16 protein-coding genes and 1 riboswitch are annotated in these 22,876 nt (G+C 42.7%); of the genes, 6 read left to right on the top strand and 10 right to left on the bottom strand.

Annotated features, from left to right (window positions below; genetic code table 11):
* Nucleotides 1-136: 136 nt before the first annotated feature.
* On the top strand, nucleotides 137-853 hold the full coding sequence (locus BUB56_RS01855; protein ID WP_110939681.1) for an ABC transporter ATP-binding protein: 717 nt from the start codon (nucleotides 137-139) through the stop codon (nucleotides 851-853).
* Nucleotides 854-867: 14 nt separating this feature from the next.
* Complete coding sequence (locus BUB56_RS01850) at nucleotides 868-1,623, top strand: ABC transporter permease (protein ID WP_110939680.1); 756 nt, start codon at nucleotides 868-870, stop codon at nucleotides 1,621-1,623.
* 134 nt (nucleotides 1,624-1,757) lie between these two features.
* On the opposite strand, the gene BUB56_RS01845 is transcribed toward BUB56_RS01850, so the two are convergent.
* From BUB56_RS01845 to proC, 10 genes are all read right to left on the bottom strand, one after another.
* A complete protein-coding gene (locus BUB56_RS01845; RefSeq protein ID WP_110939679.1) occupies nucleotides 1,758-2,945 on the bottom strand; it encodes a cation:proton antiporter domain-containing protein in 1,188 nt (395 codons plus the stop codon).
* Nucleotides 2,946-3,031: 86 nt separating this feature from the next.
* Nucleotides 3,032-3,098, bottom strand: a riboswitch (Fluoride riboswitch).
* Between the two features lie 19 nt (nucleotides 3,099-3,117).
* Nucleotides 3,118-3,927, bottom strand: a complete 810-nt coding sequence (locus tag BUB56_RS01840; RefSeq protein ID WP_110939678.1) for a histidinol-phosphatase HisJ family protein — start codon at nucleotides 3,925-3,927, stop codon at nucleotides 3,118-3,120.
* 20 nt (nucleotides 3,928-3,947) lie between these two features.
* Nucleotides 3,948-4,838, bottom strand: a complete 891-nt coding sequence (locus tag BUB56_RS01835) for a phosphatidylserine decarboxylase (protein WP_110939677.1) — start codon at nucleotides 4,836-4,838, stop codon at nucleotides 3,948-3,950.
* A gap of 166 nt (nucleotides 4,839-5,004) precedes the next feature.
* A complete protein-coding gene (locus tag BUB56_RS01830) occupies nucleotides 5,005-5,832 on the bottom strand; it encodes a polysaccharide deacetylase family protein (protein WP_110939676.1) in 828 nt (275 codons plus the stop codon).
* Nucleotides 5,833-6,061: 229 nt separating this feature from the next.
* The gene (locus BUB56_RS01825) at nucleotides 6,062-6,616 is read right to left on the bottom strand and encodes an HD domain-containing protein (RefSeq protein ID WP_110939675.1); all 555 of its coding nucleotides are present in this window, start codon (nucleotides 6,614-6,616) and stop codon (nucleotides 6,062-6,064) included.
* Nucleotides 6,617-6,724: 108 nt separating this feature from the next.
* On the bottom strand, nucleotides 6,725-9,784 hold the full coding sequence (locus BUB56_RS01820; protein ID WP_110939674.1) for an SbcC/MukB-like Walker B domain-containing protein: 3,060 nt from the start codon (nucleotides 9,782-9,784) through the stop codon (nucleotides 6,725-6,727).
* 2 nt (nucleotides 9,785-9,786) lie between these two features.
* Nucleotides 9,787-10,935: an exonuclease SbcCD subunit D gene (locus BUB56_RS01815; protein WP_110939673.1), complete on the bottom strand. Its 1,149-nt coding sequence runs from the start codon at nucleotides 10,933-10,935 to the stop codon at nucleotides 9,787-9,789.
* Entirely contained in the window at nucleotides 10,932-14,534 is a 3,603-nt protein-coding gene (gene addA / locus BUB56_RS01810; RefSeq protein WP_110939672.1) for a helicase-exonuclease AddAB subunit AddA, read from the bottom strand. Before addA ends, BUB56_RS01815 begins: the two co-directional genes overlap by 4 nt.
* Nucleotides 14,497-17,919, bottom strand: coding sequence for a helicase-exonuclease AddAB subunit AddB (gene addB / locus BUB56_RS01805; protein ID WP_110939671.1), 3,423 nt, complete (start codon nucleotides 17,917-17,919; stop codon nucleotides 14,497-14,499). The genes addA and addB overlap by 38 nt, the downstream gene beginning before the upstream one ends.
* A 91-nt stretch (nucleotides 17,920-18,010) precedes the next feature.
* Nucleotides 18,011-18,832, bottom strand: a complete 822-nt coding sequence (gene proC / locus BUB56_RS01800; RefSeq protein WP_190014060.1) for a pyrroline-5-carboxylate reductase — start codon at nucleotides 18,830-18,832, stop codon at nucleotides 18,011-18,013.
* Between the two features lie 727 nt (nucleotides 18,833-19,559).
* On the opposite strand from proC, the gene BUB56_RS01795 reads away from it, so the two are divergent.
* The 4 genes from BUB56_RS01795 to BUB56_RS01780 are packed head-to-tail and all read left to right on the top strand — an operon-like array spanning nucleotide 19,560 to nucleotide 22,818.
* Nucleotides 19,560-20,414 (top strand): branched-chain amino acid ABC transporter permease, encoded by an 855-nt coding sequence (locus BUB56_RS01795; protein ID WP_110939669.1) that lies wholly within the window; start codon nucleotides 19,560-19,562, stop codon nucleotides 20,412-20,414.
* On the top strand, nucleotides 20,408-21,403 hold the full coding sequence (locus BUB56_RS01790) for a branched-chain amino acid ABC transporter permease (protein WP_110939668.1): 996 nt from the start codon (nucleotides 20,408-20,410) through the stop codon (nucleotides 21,401-21,403). The genes BUB56_RS01795 and BUB56_RS01790 overlap by 7 nt, the downstream gene beginning before the upstream one ends.
* Entirely contained in the window at nucleotides 21,396-22,139 is a 744-nt protein-coding gene (locus BUB56_RS01785) for an ABC transporter ATP-binding protein (RefSeq protein WP_110939667.1), read from the top strand. Before BUB56_RS01790 ends, BUB56_RS01785 begins: the two co-directional genes overlap by 8 nt.
* The gene (locus tag BUB56_RS01780; protein ID WP_110939666.1) at nucleotides 22,117-22,818 is read left to right on the top strand and encodes an ABC transporter ATP-binding protein; all 702 of its coding nucleotides are present in this window, start codon (nucleotides 22,117-22,119) and stop codon (nucleotides 22,816-22,818) included. The genes BUB56_RS01785 and BUB56_RS01780 overlap by 23 nt, the downstream gene beginning before the upstream one ends.
* Nucleotides 22,819-22,876: the final 58 nt, after the last annotated feature.

Below are 22,876 nucleotides of genomic sequence, written 5' to 3'. Positions count from 1 at the left end.
AATTAACTTGAAAAAATATATCTGTTTCAGATATAATAATTCATATACCGTAATATACGATATATGAATTATATTTATTTATGTTTATTATCGTGCAGGTTATGCTATATGGAATGGAATTTATGGAGGGAAAACTATGAAGCTGCTTGAACTTCAAAGTGTTCATTATAGGATAAATAGGACGGAGATCCTCAGAGGTATTGACCTGAATATCTCCACTGGAGAGTTTTTAACGATCATTGGTCCATCAGGAAGCGGTAAGTCAACCCTGCTTCGTTTACTGAACAACCTCAACAGTCCAACCAGCGGGAATATCTTATATAGAGAAAAAAACATAAATACCTATGTCCCGGAAGCATTGAGGGTTCAAATCAGTTATGTTTTTCAAAAACCCTATTTATTTGGTACTAAGGTTATTGATAATCTGAAATATCCCTTTAAGCTTCATAGTAAGGAGATTGATCTTGGTAAAATTAGCGCTTTGTTAAAGGAACTGAATCTGGATGAGGACATTCTTCAGAAAAATATTCATTCCCTATCAGGCGGCGAACAACAGCGTATTGCACTCATTCGAAGCTTAATATTAGAACCTGAGGTACTGCTGTTGGATGAAATCACTGCCTCTCTGGACCCGGTTAACCGCTCTATGGTCGAAGATTTTATTAAACAGCTTCACCAAAGAAGCGAACTCACCATCCTATTGGTTACCCATGATATGCAGCAGGCTAAAGGATTAGGAAACCGAACCCTGTATATGAATCAAGGAAAAATCGTTCATGATATGCCTACTGAGTCCTTCTTTGGGCGGGGGATAGATGGGGAATTGGATAAATTTATGAGTGGTCAAAGATAAGGGAGGATTGCTATATGAATATTTTTTCACTTTCCATGGCGTCTTTATTAATGTTAATCCCATTGGCCTTTTCTAAAGTTCAAAAGCTTCACCTTGAAAAAGAGATTCTAATCGGTACACTGCGGGCAGTGCTGCAGTTATCTGCCATCGGCTTTGTCTTAAAATATATATTTAACGTAAATAACGGATTACTCACCTTCGTCATGATCTTGATTATGATGTTTAACGCCAGTTATTTAGCTGCTCAGAGAGGTAAGGAAATCAAAAATAGTAAATCTATTGCTTTTTACGCTATTTCTGCCGGCACCATAACCACCCTTGGAATCTTAATTGCAGTTGGATCCATAGAATACGTCCCTTCCCAAGTCATTCCCATCAGCGGCATGATTGTTGGAAACTCCATGGTAGCTGTAGGACTGACCTTTAAACAGCTTCGTCAAAACTATTTGGATAAAATACAGGAGATAGAGGTTAAGCTTTCCCTAGGTGCCTCTGCTAAGGAGGCTTCTATCGGTCTGATCCGCGATGCAGTAAAAACCGGCATGATGCCTACGGTGGATTCTATGAAAACCTTGGGAATTATTCAGCTCCCGGGAATGATGACCGGTTTAATTCTGGCAGGAGTATCACCGCTGGTAGCTATTCAGTATCAGATTCTGGTTACCTTCATGCTTTCTTCTGCCGTTTCCATCTCTGCTTTTACTTCCAGTTTTCTGGCTTATCGGGAATTTTTCAATGAAAGGGTTCAACTGACATTAGAACGAAAATAATATCCTGCTTGTGAATAATCATAATCCTGCAATCTCAATACTCTTCTTTTCTGCAATCCTTCCATTTCCACATCCCAGACTTACCACCCTCGTACCATTATATTACATTTCTTCCAACTTTACATCCCTTATCCTTATACTGCATCTTCTGCCAGCCACTTCTCTCCTGTAATCCTAATGGCTATAGCACCTAAAGGAGCCGTAATGATAATAGACAGAACCGATATGGCTAGGATAACCTCCCCGGAGGGTATTCCGGCAGCCAAGGGTACAGCTCCAATGGCTGCCTGTACTGTTGCTTTTGGTATATAGGCAAATACACAAAAGAACCGTTCTCTCCGGTTTAAATTAGTTCCTGCCAGTGATAGCAGCACACCCAGACTTCTGCCGATGAGCCCTACTGCGATGATCAGAAGGCCAATCAGTCCAGAGTTTAAGGCAACGTAAATATTCACCTGTGCACCTACAAGAACGAATAGCAGCAGCTCTGCAAACACCCAAATCTTGTTAAACTTCTGAGGCAACCGATTGGCCACTTTAGGATACTTTTCTAAAATTATAAATCCAATGGTCATGACCCCTAAAAGGCTGGCCATAGGAATCATATCCTTCAGTGCATCCTCCAGACTTGTAAAAACTATGGCAATACCTAATATGATCAGGGCTTTTTTAGTGTCCCGAATATGGAAGTTTTGAAAAATCATCACCAGACTAATCCCCACCACAACGCCTAATCCGATCCCTAAGACAATCGAAATGGGTATATCTAAAACCTGTCTAAATATGTTTAGATTCTGAGTTCCATATAGTCCCAGAAAGGTGGAAAACAGGGTTATGGCAAATACATCGTCAATAGAGGCTCCTGCCAGTACCAAGGTAGGAATACCCTTCTGCTCCCCTTTTCTCATCTGAATAAAATGAAGCATTGAGGGAACGATGACCGCAGGGGACACGGCAGCAATAATAAAGCCTAAAATTCCTGCTTCCACTGTTGTGATGCCCAAAAGATAGCTTGCTGTGAAAAGTATGGTAAATCCTTCAAACAGGCCGGGTATACAGCTCATTTTCAGGGCAGGCACACCTACCTTATTGAGGGTCTCTTTTTTTATTCCCAATCCTGCTCTTAACAATATGACGATGAGAGCAATCTTTCTAAGCTCGGAAGAAATATTTAAAATCTCCTTGCTAATCAAGTTAAGCCCAAAGGGCCCGATCAATATTCCCAGCAACAGCATTCCCAATAGTCCGGGCAGCTTCAGTTTTTCAAAACCCTTATTAAAAGCCAATCCTAATAATACAATGATAGCGAGACTTAGTGCCATTGGTTTCAACCTCCCATGTAGTCATAAATGTACATCATCTTTAAACCGAGAAAATAAAAGCAAAAAACTCCTACTTCGACTAGCTTAGCCAAGTAGGAGCCATTAATTGCACGGATGCAATACTTAAAGGTGAGCTCCATCACCGTCTTTCTATCACTTACAACCTATAGTCCTATATTCTCACAAAATGCGGCTTTCGTTGATCAAAGGTCGTGATATATTTGAATCCAATTTCTTTCAATAACTGGTAAGTCTCTAATATATAGCAGCCTACATCCTGCTTTTTATGGGCATCGGATCCTACCGTAATCACTTCTCCCCCAAGTTGCTTATACATTTTTAATACTTCTGGAGAAGGATTCACCGTATTCAGTCCATAGCGATACCCGGATGTATTAACCTCTATTCCCTTTCCCTTTCCAATCAGCACCTTAAGTATTTCCTCAATGATTTCATAATCTTTACTGTTCAGCTCTATCTCTTTATATTTACTCAATGCATATCTTCTCACTAAATCCAAGTGTCCGTATACATCAAAATCGTCTACTTCCTTTACAATCCTCAGAATCTCTGTAAAGTAACGCTCATAGGTTTCCTCTTTCCTTCTGTCTGCAAAAAGCTTCCCATAGTATAAATCTACTCTATCGATGGTATGGCTGGAACCAATGACAAAATCAAAGGGATGTCTTTGTATCAGTTGATGAATTCTCTCCTTTTCTTCCACCTGAAGACCCATTTCTATCCCAATTTTTATTTGAATCTGATCCTTATATTTCTCCCGGACTGCCTGCAGTGTCGAAATATAGGTTTCCTCATCAAAGATATCATCAATGATCAAATCCTCGGGGCTCCATACATTTAATTCTGCATGGTCAGTAAAAACAATTTCCTTTAACCCTACCTCTATAGCTCGCTGTATAGCCTCTTCAAGCTCCATGCTTGCATCCCTTGAAAAGGATGTATGCATATGATAATCATACATAAAAATCACACCTTTCAAATCTACTTTCTGCCTATGGCCTCTCCCATCAATACCCTGGTTTCAAAGCCAGCCTTTGTATTTTGTATTATATCCTCATCGATTTTCACTTGACCTTTTTTAAGAAAAAGGATTACCGTGGATCCGCCAAATTTGAAATAACCTTTTTCCTGTCCTTTATCCACCGCTTCCCCTGACTTATAGGTTTGTATGATAGTTCCTACACAGGTAGCGCCTACCTCAACAAAGGCTATTTCTCCAAAATGATCAGAGCCGAATTTGGTAATTTCCCGTTTATTTACACAATATACTCTTTCAACCTTATGTAAGCTAATGGGGTTAACAGAGTAGTATTCACCTTTGATTCTTCTGGCTGCTTGCGGAATTCCGCTGTCAGGAAAGTGAAACCGGTGATAATCTGCAGGACATAATCTCACGATAATACAGGTTCCCCCCTGGTATTCCTCTGCCCATTCTTTATCATTAAAAACATCCTCAAGAGAATAATAGGAACCCTTTACCTGGATCACCTGTCGGATATCAATATCTTCATAGGCCAGTGCCCTTCCGTCAGCAGGGGCAATGAGGCAGGAATTCTCCCTGCAAATTGGTCTTGCTGACGGCTTTAATTCCCTCGCAAAGAAATCATTAAAATTCCTATATTCATCAACTTTTTCCCGCTGGGCTTCCCCTAAATCGATTTCCAAATCCTTCACAAAATCGGGAATCTTTTTACTGCTATAGGGTACATCCTGTAGCTTGCCGTATAGGGTAGAAAAAATTTTCCGTTTTACGATAGCCTCTAACAGGCTTTTTCCTGACCGGGTATCGTAAATCCATTTTAAAAATTTTTCTCCCGCTACAATCTCCTTCTTCTTTTCCCCAGTTTTTCTGTCTATATAGTAGATTTCCATTTATATCATTCCTATCTCATATAATACACTCTATTATAGCTTTTCTCAGCAGCTACTCACTTTATGCTATGTAGCCCTATTATTTTACCATAGGATATTAGAAAGAAAAAGCACCTTTCATAGTTTATTTTCCCATAAAGATGCTTTTCTGCTCTCTATATTCTATTTATCGGTGATGTACATAGTAGGAGGTTTCTGATAAAACCTCAAATTTATACCCTTTTTCCAGCAAAGCTTCGATGATTTCAGGCAATGCTTCTACAGTAGTGGTCTTTGGGGCGTTGTCATGGAAGAGGATAATGGCCTCCTTTTTCCCCTGGATACCTTCTAAAACTGACCGTACGATAATCTCCTTATCAGGAGTTACTGCACTGGCATCCTTTGAGGTTACATTCCAGTCGAAGTATTGATACCCTTCCTCCTGCAGCCGGGTGATCAGGTCAGCCATCAAGCCTTTACCGCCGGCTCTCGAACTGGCTTGGTTTTTGGAGCCTCCCGGAAAACGGATAATTTTAGGTTTGACTCCCGCCACCTCCTCCAATAAAGCCTCCAGCTTCCATATATCCTCCATGAAATTCTCTACAGAAGCATAGATTTTATTATAGTTGTGGCTGTAGGTATGATTGCCGATAACATGACCTTCTTCCACAATTCGCCTGTAGATTTTTTTACTGCTTTCTGTCTCACTGCCAATGACAAAAAAGGTTGCCTTAATCTCATATTTCTTTAGAATATCCAGAATCTTAATCGTATTTGAGCTAGGCCCATCATCAAAGGTTAGATAGGCAGTTTTATTCTGCGATACCTTTAGGGTCTCGGTTTTCTGATTTGCAACAGGCTCTTTTAATGCTTCCATCTCTTTTTGAATCTTATCATTTTCCTGTTTTAGGGCTTCAAGGGCCTGCTCCAGCTGCACCTTCTCCTGCAGCATCTGGGCTTTTTCCGTTTCCAAAGTTTCAAAGGATTGTTGCAGCTCTAAATGGGCCTGGGCCAATTTCTCATTCTCCCCCTGTATATAAGAAGTATGAATACTAAATAAGAGCAAAATAGAAATTATGGTGCTGCTGAAAAAAATAGTACTCTTGCTGCTTAATCGTTTATTCGTAAGACTTCCCCCTTCCGTCAGCAGGACGGCCTAAGAGCCGTTCCCTTGTAAATCATATCCCTTTTTACAAGTTTATGCCTACAGCATTGTTTCGCCATATCCTATTCAAATCCCTTCCTTATCGTGCAAAGAGGGTCTCCACTATTTTTTTGAAGGCCTCATAACATTCAACCTTCTCTCCTTTACCAAACTGGACACCTAAGCTCTCTACTAAATTATGATAGTACCATTTCTGGTCCTCGTATCCCCGGCTAAATCGATCCCACACTGCATCACCCACCTTTTCGTATTCCCGCAGCATCGTCCATGCATTGTGCAGTTTATCAACGCATGCCACCATGCAGATTTCTCTGGGTGCAGTTCTGAGATATTCTATGGTATGCTGCTTTCTTTTTTCCCAACACAGTTTTTTATCCGGTTCCGTACAGCCTGCTACAATATCAGCTACCTTCTCCCCAAAGTGTTCTCCGATATACTCTAAGGTAACCCATGTATCCTCCACCGTATCGTGAAGAATTCCTGCAATAATCTCATCTTCTGAGCAGCCTGCTTCCATCAGCATCATACCCAGCATATAAGGATGGGTAATATAGGGGGTATCTGTCCCCTTTCGCACTTGGTTCAAGTGGGCTTTTGCAGCTAGCTCCAATGCCTCTTCTATTTTATGTTCCATTTCATTTTCACCCCTTCTACTGCTTTTTTTATATAGATTATGTTACTTTACCCTAATGATGCTTTTGGACAGCGTGGCGTATTTTAGGGTTTATACATTATATGCGGTCTACGATATTTTGAATGCAGCAGAACTTCCCTGCTCTCCCACAGACACCTCTAGTCTTGCATCAATTCTTTCTTTTAGCTCAGGTACGTGGGATATAATACCTACCAGCCGCCCCCCCTGCTGCAGATCAATCAGCGCTTTTAATGCAAAATCCAGGGATTCCGGATCCAGTGTACCAAAGCCCTCATCTACAAATATAGTATCCAGACTTATTCCTCCAGAGTAGGACTGTACTACATCGGCCAGTCCTAGTGCCAGGGAAAGGGATGCCAGAAAGCTCTCTCCTCCCGATAAAGTTGTCACCGGCCGCTCTATTCCTGTATAGGTATCGAAAACCTCTAATTCCAAGCCTCCTGCAGCATTTTTTCTAGATCGGTCAAGAGTTCTCTGCAGATGATATCTGCCCTTGCTCATTCGCTTTAACCGTTCCGTAGCTGCGATGGTGATATCATCCAACAGTGCCCCCAACACAAAACGCTGCAGGGTCAATCCGTGAACATTATCTCCATTGCTTACCTGAGAAAGATAGCCTACGACGCGATAAGAATCTTCTTTCTCCTGGAGCATTTCCTCCAGTATTTTTACTTCTTTCATGATTTTTTGATCATCTTCTATTTTCTTCCGCAGGTTGTTTTCCAAGGTTAAAGCTTCATCCTTCTCTTTTTGTGCTGCAGCCAGTGCCTGCTGAAGCTGCTCCAGATCCGCCGGAACAATACCTTCTGCTGCCTTTGTTCCTCTCTCGAAACGTTCTTCTGCAGCTTGAAGCTTTCCATGGTACTGCTTGATGCCTTCTTCAATCTGCTGCTGTTCCGCTTCGCTTTTCTTCGCTTCTATGTATTCTGCGTACTTTTGAAATCCTTCCTGCTTCATTTGCTCTGAAAACTGTCTTTTTTCTTCCAAATACTTTAATGTTGTCTCTTCATAGGCTTGTTTCAAGCTTTCTTTAGCTGACTTCACTGCCGCCAGCTTTGTAACCTTCGCCTGATAATCATTTTCTGCCCTTTCAAGGGCCAGCTTCAACTGATCATAGGCTTTTTTTGTATTTTCCAATTCTTTTTCCAGTGCCTCATTGGATCTTATTCCTTCCGGAATAGAAGTCTCCCGTTCCAGATAGGCGCCCTCCATGCTGCCTTGACTTTCACTTTCCAGCTTTAGCTTTTGGAGCAGTTCCTCCAATAAAGCTTTTCTATTTTTAAAATTTGCTTCCAGCTCTTCTATGCACTTCCCTGTCTCTGCCAAACCCGCTGCCTCTCCAAGGGTCTTTTCCAATGCTTCTTTTTTCTCCTGCAGCAGCTTCTGAATACTCTCTAAATCGGATTGGGAAGCATCTCCCAGTTCTTTTAATAAATGATTGCGGCTGCTCTCCAGCTTTTCTACTTCCAGCAGCGCCTGCTGGAGCTGCTGTCTGCTTCTATCTCTTAAAACTTCGAGCTTTTCCATCTCCTGCTGCTTATGCTTCAGTTCCTCCTCAGTTGGTACCCCTTCTGCCTTTTCAGCCAATTTGGGGTGATGGGTGGATCCACATACAGGACAAGCTTCCCGGGGTTTAAGCTTGCCTGCCAGGATAGACGCCTGCCCCTTATACCATGCTTCTTGAAGCAGCATCCATTCATTTTTCAGCATTATATACTCTTTCTCAAGCCTTTCCAATGCTTCTTTGCAGTTGTTATAAGTTCTTTGTAAGATAATCGCCTGTTGATCTGTCTCTTTCAGCTGTTTTTTTTGTACATACTGTCTTTCTGTTTCTCTATATTGGGCTTCCAGCAATGGCATCCTCACAGCGGCTTCTTTCATAAGGATATGATTTTGTTTTTGCTGATTCAGGTGCTCCTCTATCCCCGCAAGTTCGTCGGTCAATTTTTTTTTCTGATCCTCCAGCCCTTTGACTAGCTTACGCTGAATTTCAACCTGTGCTTTTGCACTCTCCAAAGATGCTACCTTTGGTCGGTAACTCTCCAGTTGGAGCAACTGCTCCTTCATCCTTTCACGGATCTCTTCCTTGGCTCGTTCTTTTTGGAGAATGATTTCTGCCTGTTCTAAGGCCTTCACAGCTTCTGCTGTTTCTTCCTGTATCTGAGCCAGCTTCTTTTCTAATGCAGCCTTATCATCACTACGCTGCTTAGTCAGATTTTCCCGCTCCTCCAGCGTGGCCGCACGACGGGCCCGCTTTAGTATTTCTTCTTGCAATTCTATAGCCGGTCTTTGTTCCCGCAGCAGCTTCAAAGCTTTCTTGCTTTCTTCCAGCTCTAACAGCCTCTCGTTGCCAGCCTTTCCCTTCACTAAAGCTTCCTGTGCAGCAGATACCCGGTTATTTTTTTCATGATGATTTTCTCTTAACTTTATCAATTGGACTTCATCAGCCTCTATTCGCCGGCAAAGATCTGCAATACTTTCGCATTCAGCCTTCTGTAGATTCCAAGCCCGCTGATTTTCTATTTCCTTAATACTGTCCCGAAGTTCCTTAGCCGATTTTTTCAACAGCTCTTCTATTTTTCTATACATCTCTGTCTGAAACAGCTTCTCCATAATATCCTGCCGCTCCACAGAATCGGCCAGCAGCAGCTTGCGAAACTGCCCCTGTGGCAGCATAATCACTTGACGAAATTGGCTGCTTTTAAAGCCAATCAGCTTTTCAATGGCTTCAGTTACGTTTTTCCAACCGGTTTCCAGCAATCGGTCTTCAGCACCTTCAGAATCCTCTATCTTCCACAGCAGTGCCTCAGCCATTTGAATGGTCTTTCCTGTGCCGGATTTTTTAAGCCTTTCCTGTTCTGGCTTTCGATGGACCCGATATTTGTCTTCCTTTAATGCAAATTCGAAGGTCACTTCCGTCAGTTGATCCATACTCGCATGATGGCTTCGCATGCTTTTCCCGCTTCTCTCAGCCCCACTGGTGTCTCCATATAATGCAAAACAAATGCCGTCTAAAATTGTGGTCTTTCCTGCACCGGTAGGTCCATGTATTAGAAAAATATTACGATCTTCCAATTCTGAAAAGTCTAAGGTCTGTGATCCGGCATAGGGACCAAAGGCACTCATGTTCAATTTTAATGGTTTCATGGCTACCCCTCCCGCATCATCCGATAGTATTGATCCAGCACCTGCTGGAATGCTTTTTGCTGCTCCTCAGTAATCTCCCTGTCTGTTACCTGACCTAGGAAAGAAGCAAACAGATGAAGCTCGTTCATTTTCCTAAAATCTTTATCAGCGCTGACAAGCTGGTTGTTGGACGTTAGTTGAGGTCTTTCGATATGTAATACATTGGGATATACCTTTCTTAGTTTGCCGATGGCATCTAAGATGGCACCCTCATCCAGCAAAGTCACTTTAAGATAATCCTCTCTGTTGTTATCCTGTTCTCCCGCCTTTAGCAAATCCTGAAGATAACCCTCCACGCATCTCAAATCTCTCTTAGGCTTTAGAGAGATATATTCTATGCGGATATCTCCCTTCTCATCCATTTCGATAAAATTGACAGCTTTCTTATGGGCGGCTTCTGAAAAAGAATATTTCATTAATGAGCCGGAATAACGAATATGTTCCTCCCCTGCTTTTTGGGGCCGGTGCAAATGTCCAAGGGCTACGTAATGAAAATCTTTAAAATAATCAGCCCTTACAACACTGGACCCTCCTACTGAAAGGGGTCGTTCCGATTCACTTTCCTCCCCCCCTGCCACAAATGCATGGGCCATCAGTACATTACGGATGTTTTGAGGCCTGTGTCCATGTATATGCTGAATAATGCTCCCCATGGCCTCCTCATGTCCTTGGATGCTCTGTCCCGGAAAATGTTCCCTTACTAAGGCGGGCTCTGCATAGGGAATAGCATAAAAATATACGGGTCCATAGGCATCATGAAGGATCACCGGCTTTCGATCTATCTTCAGTTTTCCTGAAATATTCAGTCCTCTTTCCTCCAGCAGCCGATATCCAAAACCTAGACGGTCGGGACTGTCATGATTCCCGGCGATCATCATGATGGGTACACCCTCATCTATCAGTATTTTGGATACCACTTCATCCAGAAGATTGACTGCTTCTGTGGGAGGTACAGAACGGTCAAATATATCCCCTGCTACCAATATTACATCGGGTTTTGTATCGTGCACCAGAGTTATAAACTGATCTAATATGTGGGCTTGATCCTCAGTAAGGTGAATACCGTGAAAAATTCTGCCCAGATGCCAATCTGAAGTATGTAATATTCTCATAGCTTTACCGCCTCATCCAAATGAAATAAGTACAAATAACATTCTTTTACTTTTCTCCCCGAAATCTTCTCCAGCGCCTCTTTATAGAGCTCGATCTGTATCCGATATTTGTTCAAAATTTCTTCTTTCCCTTCCGACGCTGTGTAGTCAGTCTTATAATCCACCAATACGTAGCCATCCTCTTCTTCAAAGTAACAGTCTATAACCCCCTGCACCAGCAATCCCTCGGTACAGTTCTCCAGTCCAATACCCAATTGATGAGCAGGCTTCATATAGTTAAAGGCTGTTTCCCGGTAGATTCCTTTTGCATGAAGAATTCTTTTACCGATGCTGCTTTGAAAGAAAGCATATATCTTGTCGACGTCTACCATCGCTGCCTCTTCAGGTGTCAGCAATTCTTTTAAAACCATTTCCTTTACTTGATCCTGAATATGCTCTTTCTGTCCAAGCTCTTGAAGCCGCAAATGCTGCATCACAAAATGTATGATAGTTCCCTTCTCTGCAGCAGAAAACTGCTTCTTTCCCTCCATAAACCCAGGCATCTTTTGCAGGGGAGGAATAAAAATTCCCATTGGATTCCTATCCCTGGCTGTAAGCCGCTTGATTTCCGTAACAGAAAGCTTCGATGGTATTTGGGAAGCTATTTGGTTCTCATATCGCCAGTTTAACCGCTGGTAAATTATATCACGGTATTGGGAGGTCTCCTCCCGATGAAAGCTCTTAAACTGAGCCAACAGCTTTTCCTTGACCTCTTGCTGTTGCTGCTCTTGTCTCGCATCCTCACGACCCAAGATATGGATCACCCATTGAGCCTCATCAGCGAGCAACGCTGTATGATCTGCCGGAATCTGGGCCAAATTCCGAAGCACATCTCCATCCCGATGGCGGATCAAAACCGATCCAATCCAATCCATATAGCTTTTCCCTTTGCTCAGATGATAGGGATTAAGAGGTCTTGTCCATCGTTTAGCGGTTTTCTCCAGGTCCCGAATTGCCCCTATCAAAATCAGCTTGTCCTTAGCCCTTGTAAGCGCTACATATAGAATACGCATTTCTTCTGACAGACTTTCCAGCCTGATTTTATTCTTCATAGCAATCTTCACAATAGTATCACTATAATGGCGCAGTTCAGGATCAGCGTATTTAGGACCGATTCCCAAATCCTTGTGGAAAAGAATCTGTTGATTGGTATCCATTAAATTAAACTGCTTTCCCATCCCCGCAGTGATTACAATAGGAAATTCTAATCCCTTACTCTTATGAATACTCATGATCCGCACCAGGTTATCATTTTCTCCCAGTATTTTCGCTGTTCCCATATCTCCGCTGCTGCTTTTCAACTTGTCAATGAACCGGATGAAATTAAAGAGGCCTCTTATGGAAGTTTTTTGGAACTGTCTAGCCCGGTCAAATAAGATTCGAAGATTCGCCTGACGCTGCATGCCTCCAGGCATGGCCCCTACATAATGATAATACCCGGTTTCCATGAGCAGCTTCCAAATGAAGGTATCCATATTGATATATCTTGCTTCCTCTTTCCATCGGTTGATTTTTTCAATAAATGCCTGCAGCCGGTTGGACAGTTCGTCGTTCCCTTCCTTACAATAAATTTCTATCGCTTCATAAAAGGACTCGCCTTTGTTATGTAAACGGATTTTAATCAAATCCTCTGTGCTGAAGCTGCCGATAGGCGATCGCATCACACTTAGCATCGGTATATCCTGACGCTTGTTATCAATCAACTGTAAAAGGTGGATAAAAATGTTTATTTCAATGGTTTCAAAGTAGCCTGCATTGACATCGGCATAGGCAGGAATCCCCTCAGCCATCAAAGCCTCTTGAAAAGTCTCCGCCCAGTTTTTAGTGGTACGAAGCAATATGACAATATCCCTATAGGTAACTTTCCGATAGCCCTCAAGCTTTTGATCATATATCTGTCCCTGCAGAAGCTCTTTAATTTTTTGTGCTGCAATCTTAGCTTCCAATGCCATATCCTCTAGCACTTCCTGTTCTTCGAAAATCTCCATTTCCTCATTTTCCTCAAGGAAATCCTCTTCTTCTATCTCTTTTTTCTCCACCAATAGGAGCTCCAGGGGAGCTCCCGCAGGAGGGCCCATGACAGCGCCTTTATAAAGGCTGGCACGATCATCGTAATCAATCTCCCCAAAGGCCTTGGACATGATTTGTCGGAAGATGCCGTTGACTCCCGCCAATATTTCCTCTCTGCTTCGGAAATTTTGACTTAAATCGATTCTTCTATCTATGTTTTCGGCTTCATTTTTATAGGTTTCATACTTTTGAATAAATAAAGAGGGATCCGCAAGACGGAAGCGGTAAATGCTTTGTTTTACATCTCCCACTAAAAATAGATTGTTGTCCCGCTTTATATAGCCTATTAGGGTCTCCTGGACGATATTGCTGTCCTGATACTCGTCCACAAAAATATGAGTAAATTTGTTTCGATAGGCTTGCGCTGCAGACTCATGCTTCAATATCGCTAAGGCATAATGCTCCAGGTCATTAAAATCGACTATTCCCTTTTCTTTTTTCTTTTCCTGATAGGCCTCATCAAAGGCATAGATCAGCTGATACAAATACTGCATATAGGGATATAGGGAATGAAGGTCCTTAATGGCTGCGTCGGGGTTCTTTCCAAATAGTCCTTTTTGCATATCCGAAAGAATCTTTTTTCCCTTGTCTCTAAGGGTTTTTACTTCTTCCTTTAAGCTTTCATCCACATTTTTATCCAGCTTTCCAAGACGTTTATGACTTAGGAGACTTAATTGATGGTGAAAAGCTTTTATACCCTGTCCTAAAGAACGCTCTAAGATCTGAACCTGCTGAATATCTTCAACAATCGCTTCACCATAGCCAGCAGGTCCCCCTGCTCTTCCGCACAATTCCTTTGCCTCTTCAAAGCAGTCAAGGGCACCCTTTAGCTCAATGGCGATTTGCTCTGCAATCGTTGTATACCAGGGACTTTTCTCGAATTCATCCAAATCCATACGAAAGTCCTCTATCCGCTCCTGCAGCCATCCTAAAGGTTCCGGCTTACTTTGTATAAAATCATAGAGCCGCAGTACGATGTCCTGCAGAGGCTGGTCCTGTTTTGTATCTCCAAATCGCTCTACCAAACCTAAGAATTCATTTGTACTCTTCTCATACTCCCTTTCGAATAGCTCTTCCATTACCTCCAGCTTCATAATAGCAGTTTCCGTACCGTCACCGATGCGGAAATTCGGATCTATCTCAATCAGGTGGAAATATTTTCTTACTACTTCAATGCAAAAGGCATGAAGGGTACTAATGGATGCACGGCTCAATAGATTCATTTGCTTCCGAAGATGGGCTTCCTTTTCATTCTTCTTTTCCAGCTCTTTCAGTATAGCCGCTGCAATTCTCTCCCGCATTTCTCCTGCTGCTGCATTGGTAAAGGTTACGATAAGAAGGCCATCCAGGTCTATACCATCCTTTAGAATCATTTGAATAATTCGCTCTACCAATACAGCTGTTTTTCCAGAACCTGCTGCTGCAGCTACCAGCAGGTTGCTGTTTCTTGCATCAATGGCTTGCTGTTGGCTCTCCGTCCACTGAACCATCTGACTTCATCTCCTCTTCCTGCATCAGAATCTGCATAATCTGATCATCCTTCATTTTCTTGATCTGCTTATAACGGTTATCCTCTAACAAACTGTCAAACTGACAAATTCCTTGATAAGAGCAAAAACTGCATGCGGTATATTTTCCGTTTTTGCAGGGTTCAATCCGAATGTTGCCTTTTATGATTTCACTGGTTATTTCCTTTACCAGGTTGCGTACATGCTTCAGCACAGCGTGAAAGCCTTCATGAGACAGAACAGAGGACCATTTATGAAATTCTTGAGTTTTACCCAAAGACACCGGAAGAATCTCTGAACTTCCTTCAATCTCCCGATCCATATGACGTACGATCTGTACATCCTTGAGCACAAGACCCTTTAATTTTAACTTCTTCCTGATTTCCTTTTCTATGGTTTCTACAATCCGTTCATCGGTTTTGACCATTGGATCGTCAATCTTAAAATAAAAGATTCCTGCAGGCTTTACAGGCTTATTTTCCGGGTGCTTATGATGAGTCAGCATAGCATCCAAATAAATCATCAGCTGCAGCTGCAGACCGTAATATACCTCCGATAGATCAAAGTTCTTACTGCCCGATTTGTAATCGATGATCTTCATGTAGCTGCCCTCTTCATCCTCATAAGCATCTACCCGGTCAATTCTGCCTTCCAAATAAATCTTTTCCCCATCGGTCAATTCCACTTCGATAGGAGGATAGGCCTCTCCCTGTCCAAAGCCTACTTCGTAGCCGATGGGTTCAAAGCTGCCCCGTTTGATATGATCCGTAAGGGTCCACACAGCCCTTCTGCTGACCCGTTTGAGCCGCTGAACCAAGTACTTGTAACGGTGCGTACTCAATAGTACCCCATCGCCATAGTCCGGCACCATCTCATCAATGATGCTGTCAATCACCGCATCAGACTGCTCCCGATCCAGATCTCTCCACGAAATACTCTGTGCCTGCAGCTTTTCTGTAAACTTTTTCATAGAGTCATGAAATAATTCACCGATATCCGGTGCTTCCACCTTATATTGTATCCTTTCTTTCGGCCTCAGTCCGTACTTTACAAAATGGGCGAAGGGGCAATTGACAAACTGTTCCAGTCTTGAAACACTAGATCGGATCGGCAGCTTATAAAGCTGCCTTGCATGCTGGGAAGCTAAATAGTTCTCCTGATTGCTGTGGAAAAACCCCTCTACTACCAAATCCCTGCGAGAACGCCAATCCTCCTGTTCATAGTACCAGCGATAAACATCCCACCAAAGATCTGCCATAGGCTTTCCATCTATATATTTTCGTAAATTTTCAACAAGATATTTGAAGGTACTGTTTTGGGTTCCAATTAACTGCAGCTGTTTTCCTTCATCATAAATAATATCACTCTCAACTGAAAGGCCTTTGAAGAGCTTTTTAATGCGATCAATTAGAATAGATGGACGCAAGGCCTTTCCCTCCTGATCTGCTAAGGCATAGCTGATCCACAGGTAATCACTGGGCTTACTAAAAGCTGAATAAATGAGAAACTTTTCCTCAGCAGCCTTTCCCTCCTGATCTGAACGCAGCGGCAGTCCCTTTTCTTTGATCACACGCTTTTCTTCATCGGACAGGATTCCCTCTTCCCCTTTGCCCATAGGTAAAATGCCATCATTGACGCCAATCACAAAAAGGGCCTTAATGTCATGACTTTTGGACCGCTGAATATTCCCTACCAATACCTGATCAATGGTGGTTGGAATAATCCCCAGTTCTAGGGAAGAAAAGCCGGCATCCAGGATGCGGATATATTCTTTTAGGGTGATAAACTGTTTTCCCATAATCTCTACCATTTGATCAAAGGTATTCATCAAGATATTCCAAAGCTGAGCATTTTCTAAAACATAGGCATACTGGCCTTGATCTCTAAGGGTTTCAATCCAGTCCTCCAGCTGTTTGTTCACATCCAAATCTATCAAGAATTCATAAAGTCCCCGAGTTATTTCTTCCGCTGTTTTCTTTCCCTTGATCTTTTTTTCCAGCTTCCTGATAGGTTCAATAAACTTTATTCGACTCTCTTCCAAGCCTTTCAGCTGCTTTTCATCTCCCCGTGTAAAAGCTTCCGTCCAGCGATTTCCTTGAATGCCATAACGCAGTACATAATTTTCCAGAATCTCATAGGCCTCTACAGTAAGACCGCTAAAGCCCGCTTTCAAGTATCGAAATACATCTTCATATCGATAACCCCTTCGAATGATCTCTAAGGCTGAAAGAATACATTCAACAATGGGATTGTTCATGATAGATTTTTTCTGATCTAAAAAGTATGGAATTCCGTATTCTTGAAATACCCTTTCCACCAGTAGTCCATAGTTCTCCATGTCGTTTGAGACCAGTGCAATATCCCTCCACCGATAATTCTTGTCTCTAACCAAGCTCAAAATCTGTGCAGCTGCGTTTTCAACCTCTGCATGTAGGTTATTTCCTGCAAAAATCCTTATTTTTTCCAAGGATTCTCCTTCATAAACACGATAAGGATAAGCATAAAGTTCTCTCTCAAGATGGGTCATTTCCTCAGATCTCTTCCCTATGTACGCCCTTTGTTCCATGTTTATTCTTTCTTCTGCTATCCCCTGCTCCAATGCTAATTCATGGAGCTTCTGATAGGTTTCTTCCGAAACCTTAAACAGGTCTCCATCCTGATCACCGGGCATTGGCGGCATGGTAAGCGCTATGGTAACCTCTTGAGCCTGTGCCATTAACTTTTCCATGACTTGATAGGATTGAGCCGTAAAGCTGTGGAATCCATCGATCCAAATTCGACAGTGCCTTAGGAAGCTTGCTTCTTCTATCTTTTCAATCAATAGATTGATATAATCCTCCGTATCTAGATATTTGCCTTCCAGATACTGATTGAATTGTTCGTATATGTAGGCGATATCTGAGAGCTTATCCTGAAGCATACTGTCTGTTTCCATAGAAGATGTCCCCTGGATTAGCTCCTGAGGTAAAATGGTTTGCTGTTTTAACTCGCATAGCAGTTCGCTTAGTTTGCTGATAAAGCCCTCCTGTTGGGCTCCTTTTTTGTAAATTCTTAATTCTTTCTCTGATTCATCAATGATTTTTCGGATAATCATTTGCTTACCCTGATCATTGATATGCGTTCTGGTCGTTCCGCCTACCTCACTAAAAACCCGCTGGGCCAATCTGGTAAAGCTAAGAACTTGAATACGCATGATCCCCGGCAGCTCCATTTTTTCTATGAGATCCCGTTCTGCCTGAAGGGTAAACTGATCGGGAACGATGAGGATTAACTCCTGCTCCGTCTCTACTAATGCCTTTTTCATCTCTTCTAATATGTAATGGCTTTTGCCGCTGCCAGCTCTTCCAAATAGATATTTGATTTTCACGTTCTCACCCCTTTATACAAAATTATATCATGAAAATAGGACAGCCCTCTACCACATGTGTAGAGGGCAAACCCCAATTTTTTACATTTATTTATGACTGCACGCTTTTCCGAAGCTCCTTTGATCTTAAGGTGGCTGCCTTAATTGCCTCCATCACACTTTCCTTGAAGTGATTTTGTCTTAATACTGCTAAACCTGCTACTGTGGTTCCATTGGGCGAGCAAATTTGCTGAGACAGCTCTGCAGGCTTCATGCCTGTTGCGGTCATCATTTCTACCGCGCCCCTCAATGTCTGCAGTACCAGTTCTGTGGACTCCTTCTGAGAAAGCCCCAGTCGATGTCCGCCGTCAATCATAGCCTCCAGAAAACTATATACATAAGCGGGTCCGCTGCCGCTTAAGCCAGTTACCACATCCATCTGTTCTTCCTCTACTTCACGGACAGTCCCTACGCAAGAAAAGATTTTTCGGGCAAGCTCCATTTGTTCCTCCGTTGCATTTTCACCCTTGGCTATGGCTGTAGCAGAACACAACACCTTCGCCGAAGTATTTGGCATTGCTCTTACAATGGATAATTCTAATCCCGATGCTCTTTGTATTGATGCCATATCTACCCCTGCAGCGATAGATATGCAAAGCTGTTCTGGTCTCATCCATTCCTTGATTTCCTCTATTACAGAAAAAAGATCCTGTGGCTTCATGGCCAGAACAATTACATCCGATTGCTCTACTAAGTCCTTTTTGCTGGTCCCTACTACCTTATATTTTTCTGCCAGGTGCTCCAATCGTTGTCTGTTGCTTCGATTGCTGACTAAAATTCTTTGGCTTGAAAACCTCATGGAGGTAATCATGCCGTGTATTAATGCTTCTGCCATGTTTCCAGCACCAATAATGCCAATTCGCTGTTTTTCCATCTTCATCGACCTCCATTATATTCTAGAAAAAATAAAAACCTCGCCCAAATATAAAAGGGCGAGGTATGATTCGCGGTACCACCTTTTTTGACACAAGGTCATCTCATTTAGGATACGTTCTACTACCTATCTGTAGAAGATATCCTCAGCCTGTTAACGGTGCTGATTCCGGCAAGGCTCTTCGCCTGCAGCTCTCCAGACGGGTTCTGAAGGACTGTATAGAAACCTCTCACCAAACGGTTCCCTCTCTGCACTACAGCATGCTTCATACTATTTCCAGATCATCACTTTTTAATATTTTTAATACTTTAACACAATGAAATATTTTTGTCAAGAGCATATTTTATATAGATGTGTGATTCATAGGCGTCAACTTAATCTAAATATTTCCAAATACACCTTAGAAGCATGTCATTCTGAGCGTTAGCGAAGAATCTTATAGAACATACGCAAAATTACTTTTGATTATCAGAATATATCATCTAGCTTAAAGATCCTTCGACTCCGTTTTACTCCGCTCAGGATGACAAATTATGGGTTAAGTTGACGCCTATGGGGGACGACCCATGTGTCGTCCCAAAATAAAACGGTCAGACACATAGGTCTGCCCCTACGGTAAAAGATGGGTAAATGAGGTTTCTCAACCATCATTCATTTCAAGCTAAACCTTAACTTCAAGTTTAACATTAACTTGAAGTATTATGATGAAAAAGGAGGGATGTACACGATGCTAACCCAAATCATTGCAACAGGTATTCTAATGGGTTTTGTCTATTCTCTGGTAGCCGTCGGACTGACATTAACCTGGGGCGTACTAGATATTATCAACTTCGCCCATGGGGAGTTTCTCATGATCAGTATGTATTCTGCTTTCTGGATCTATACACTTTATAATGTTGATCCCCTTCTTTCCCTTCCCCTTACGACGATCATGGCATTCGGTATAGGATATGGGACCTATAAGGTCATTATCCGAAAGGTAGTAGATGCACCTGGTCTCACAGCTCTATTGGCTACCTTTGGCTTCAGTCTTTTGCTCAGAAACCTGGCCCAATTTTTATGGTCTCCCAACTACCGCTTTATCAACCAGTCCTTTGTAGCTGATAAGAAATTGACCCTTGGTCCCATTATCATTGGTCTGCCTCAAGTTTTTGCTGCTATCGGAAGTATTTTGATGACCTTAGCTATTTTTTATTTTATTGAAAGAACAAAAACAGGCAGAGCTATCCAGGCTACTGCCTTAGATAAGCATACTGCCCTGCTGATGGGAATCCCTACAGAGAAAATCTATGCCTTGACCTTTGGAATTTCCGGAGCTTGTGTCGGGGTGGCCGGAGCCCTCATGTCTACTTTTTTCCCAATCCATCCCCAATCCGGTGCCCTCTACAGCCTATTGGCTTTTGTCATCGTCGCCTTAGGAGGCTTTGGCAATATTAAGGGGGCCCTTTACAGCGGAATATTGATCGGCATTACGGAAGCAGTGGGAGGCTTCCTGTTGGGAACACAGTTTAAATATGCCATCGTGTTCCTTATGTACCTGGTAGTGATCCAAATACGGCCTAAGGGGTTGTTTGGATGGTAGCTTCTAAGCATCTTTTCAAGCAAAAGTACATATTAGGATGGATTTGTATTGTCATTGCAATCCTTCCACTTGCAATTCACAATATCAACTTTCATCATGTTATGATCCTGCTTGTTATGTATGCAGCCTTAGGGCAGGCCTGGAATATTATTACCGGCTTTACCGGGCAAACCTCTTTTGGCCATGCTGCATTTTTCGGCATTGGTGCCTACACCTCATCGGTTTTATTCTGGCGATATATGCTTAGTCCTTGGGTAGGCATGCTCCTGGGTGCTGTCATTGCAACGACTGTGGCATTCTTGGTAAGTTATCCCTGCTTCAAACTAAAGGGACACTATTTTGCCATTGCAACACTAGCCATCGGGGAGATCATCCAGCAGCTTTTCGTCAGCTGGGAATACGTAGAAGGTGCTACGGGTATATCCCTTCCGGTTATGGGAGAAGGCTTTCTGCAGCTGCAATTTCACCGCTCTAAGCTTCCCTACTTTTACATCGTGTACTTTCTGTTTATCCTCGTGTTGGTTACTGCTTATTTGGTAGAGCATTCCAAGATGGGCTATTATCTCAAAGCCATCCGCGAAAGTCACGAAGTTTCAGAGGCAATCGGCATCAATCCCACTGAGTACAAAGTTTATGCTATGCTCATCAGCGCATTCCTTACGTCCATTTTTGGGTCCTTCTATGCAAGCTACATTCTCTACATTGACCCTTTTATGGTTTTCAGCCTTCCCTTATCCATGCGGATTGTATTACTCACTGTCCTGGGGGGCTTAGGCACTCTTTACGGTCCGATTATCGGTGCGGCGGTTTTGATTCCATTATCGGAGTACACGCGGATTTTCTTCGGCGGAACGGGTAAAGGCATCGATTTGATTATATTCGGTTTTTTAGTTGTTGCGGTAGCCTGTTATCAGCCAAAGGGAATTGTTGGGTTATTCCAAAAACTCTTCTTCGAACCCTCGACGGCAGGAGGTGGGAAAAATGGGTGAAGCCATGCTGGTTCTGGAACATCTCACCATGAAATTTGGAAATGTCGTTGCCAATGAAAATGTATCCTTTCAGGTAAATGAAGGAGAAATCCTCAGCCTTATCGGTCCTAACGGTGCCGGCAAAACCACCTTATTCAACTGCATTACCGGGTTTTATGCTCCCTTCTCAGGCAAGGTCAGCTTTAGAGGGCAGAATATCACCGGGATGAGACCCAACAAAATCTGCAAATTGGGACTCGCCCGAACCTTCCAGATCGTAAAAACCCTTAAGGAAATGACTGTGAGGGAAAATATACTGACAGGGGCCTTTCTCCATACCCGTCATATGAAAGAGGCTTCTAAAATCGCAGAGGAAATTATGGTGCTAACGCATTTGCAGCACAAGGCCCATCAACTGGGCGCTAATCTGACGATAGCAGATAAAAAAAGAGTTGAAATTGCCAGGGCTTTGGCAACAAAACCACAGCTTCTTATGCTGGATGAAGCTATGGCGGGATTAAATCAGACTGAAATCAAAGATGCTATGGAACTGTGCCTTAAGCTAAAAAAATCCGGCATAACCTTAGTGATCGTGGAGCATATCATGGAAGCTATCATGCCCATTTCCGACAGAGTAGTTGTGCTAAATGCAGGTAAGAAAATAGCAGAAGGTACACCTGATGAAGTAGTGAACCACGACCAGGTAATAAAAGCTTATTTAGGGGAGAGATATCATGCTAAGAGTAAAAAAAATTAAGGCTGGTTATGATCAGGTTCCCGTGCTGTTTGATGTTTCCTTTGACATATCTGTGGGAGAGCTGGTATCTATTGTAGGCTCAAATGGCGCGGGAAAAAGTACAATTCTTCGCACCCTATCGGGTATCATTAAGCCGATGGCAGGTGAAATTGAATTTATGGGGGAGCGCATCGATACACTCCCATCTCATAAGATCGTTCAAAAGGGAATCGCCCATGTACCAGAAGGCCGTCATGTGTTCGGAAAAATGTCGATTCTGGACAATCTGCTTTTGGGTGCTTATACGGTTAAATCTGACACCATTGATAAGACCCTTCGGGAAGTTTATGAAATCTTTCCCCGTTTGAAAGAACGGGCCCATCAAAAAGCAGAAACTTTGAGCGGAGGAGAGCAGCAAATGCTGGCTATAGCCAGAGGTTTAATGTCTTGTCCAAAGCTCCTCTTGGTAGATGAAATGTCTCTCGGTCTGATGCCCATCCTAGTAGATAAAGTATTGCATATCCTTAAGGAAATCAGCAGGCGCGGAATGACGGTTTTACTTGTAGAGCAAAAGGTACAGGAGGCTCTGGAAATAGCCGATAGAGGTTATGTTCTTCAAACAGGCCGTATTGTCCTGCGAGGTACAGGTGAGGAGTTGTTGAACAGTGATCTGGTCAAGAAAGCTTACATGGGAATATAACAGGGCATAGTTCGGTATTGGCGTTAAATTATTAAGATGCAGTGAAAAAGCGTAGCCT

The organism is Geosporobacter subterraneus DSM 17957 (assembly GCF_900142145.1).
Lineage (GTDB): Bacteria > Bacillota > Clostridia > Peptostreptococcales > Thermotaleaceae > Geosporobacter > Geosporobacter subterraneus.
The sequence above is the reverse complement of the archived record's forward strand: the minus strand, read 5'-3'. Positions and strand labels throughout refer to the sequence as shown.

Bases quoted from the DNA above. Each gene is read 5' to 3' on its own strand.
- BUB56_RS01855 (WP_110939681.1), top strand. From the start codon at position 137: ATGAAGCTGCTTGAACTTCAAAGTGTTCATTATAGGATAAATAGGACG.
- BUB56_RS01850 (WP_110939680.1), top strand. From the start codon at position 868: ATGAATATTTTTTCACTTTCCATGGCGTCTTTATTAATGTTAATCCCA.
- BUB56_RS01845 (WP_110939679.1), bottom strand. From the start codon at position 2,945: ATGGCACTAAGTCTCGCTATCATTGTATTATTAGGATTGGCTTTTAAT.
- BUB56_RS01840 (WP_110939678.1), bottom strand. From the start codon at position 3,927: ATGTATGATTATCATATGCATACATCCTTTTCAAGGGATGCAAGCATG.
- BUB56_RS01835 (WP_110939677.1), bottom strand. From the start codon at position 4,838: ATGGAAATCTACTATATAGACAGAAAAACTGGGGAAAAGAAGAAGGAG.
- BUB56_RS01825 (WP_110939675.1), bottom strand. From the start codon at position 6,616: ATGGAACATAAAATAGAAGAGGCATTGGAGCTAGCTGCAAAAGCCCAC.
- BUB56_RS01820 (WP_110939674.1), bottom strand. From the start codon at position 9,784: ATGAAACCATTAAAATTGAACATGAGTGCCTTTGGTCCCTATGCCGGA.
- BUB56_RS01815 (WP_110939673.1), bottom strand. From the start codon at position 10,935: ATGAGAATATTACATACTTCAGATTGGCATCTGGGCAGAATTTTTCAC.
- addA (WP_110939672.1), bottom strand. From the start codon at position 14,534: ATGGTTCAGTGGACGGAGAGCCAACAGCAAGCCATTGATGCAAGAAAC.
- proC (WP_190014060.1), bottom strand. From the start codon at position 18,832: ATGGAAAAACAGCGAATTGGCATTATTGGTGCTGGAAACATGGCAGAA.
- BUB56_RS01795 (WP_110939669.1), top strand. From the start codon at position 19,560: ATGCTAACCCAAATCATTGCAACAGGTATTCTAATGGGTTTTGTCTAT.
- BUB56_RS01790 (WP_110939668.1), top strand. From the start codon at position 20,408: ATGGTAGCTTCTAAGCATCTTTTCAAGCAAAAGTACATATTAGGATGG.
- BUB56_RS01785 (WP_110939667.1), top strand. From the start codon at position 21,396: ATGGGTGAAGCCATGCTGGTTCTGGAACATCTCACCATGAAATTTGGA.
- BUB56_RS01780 (WP_110939666.1), top strand. From the start codon at position 22,117: ATGCTAAGAGTAAAAAAAATTAAGGCTGGTTATGATCAGGTTCCCGTG.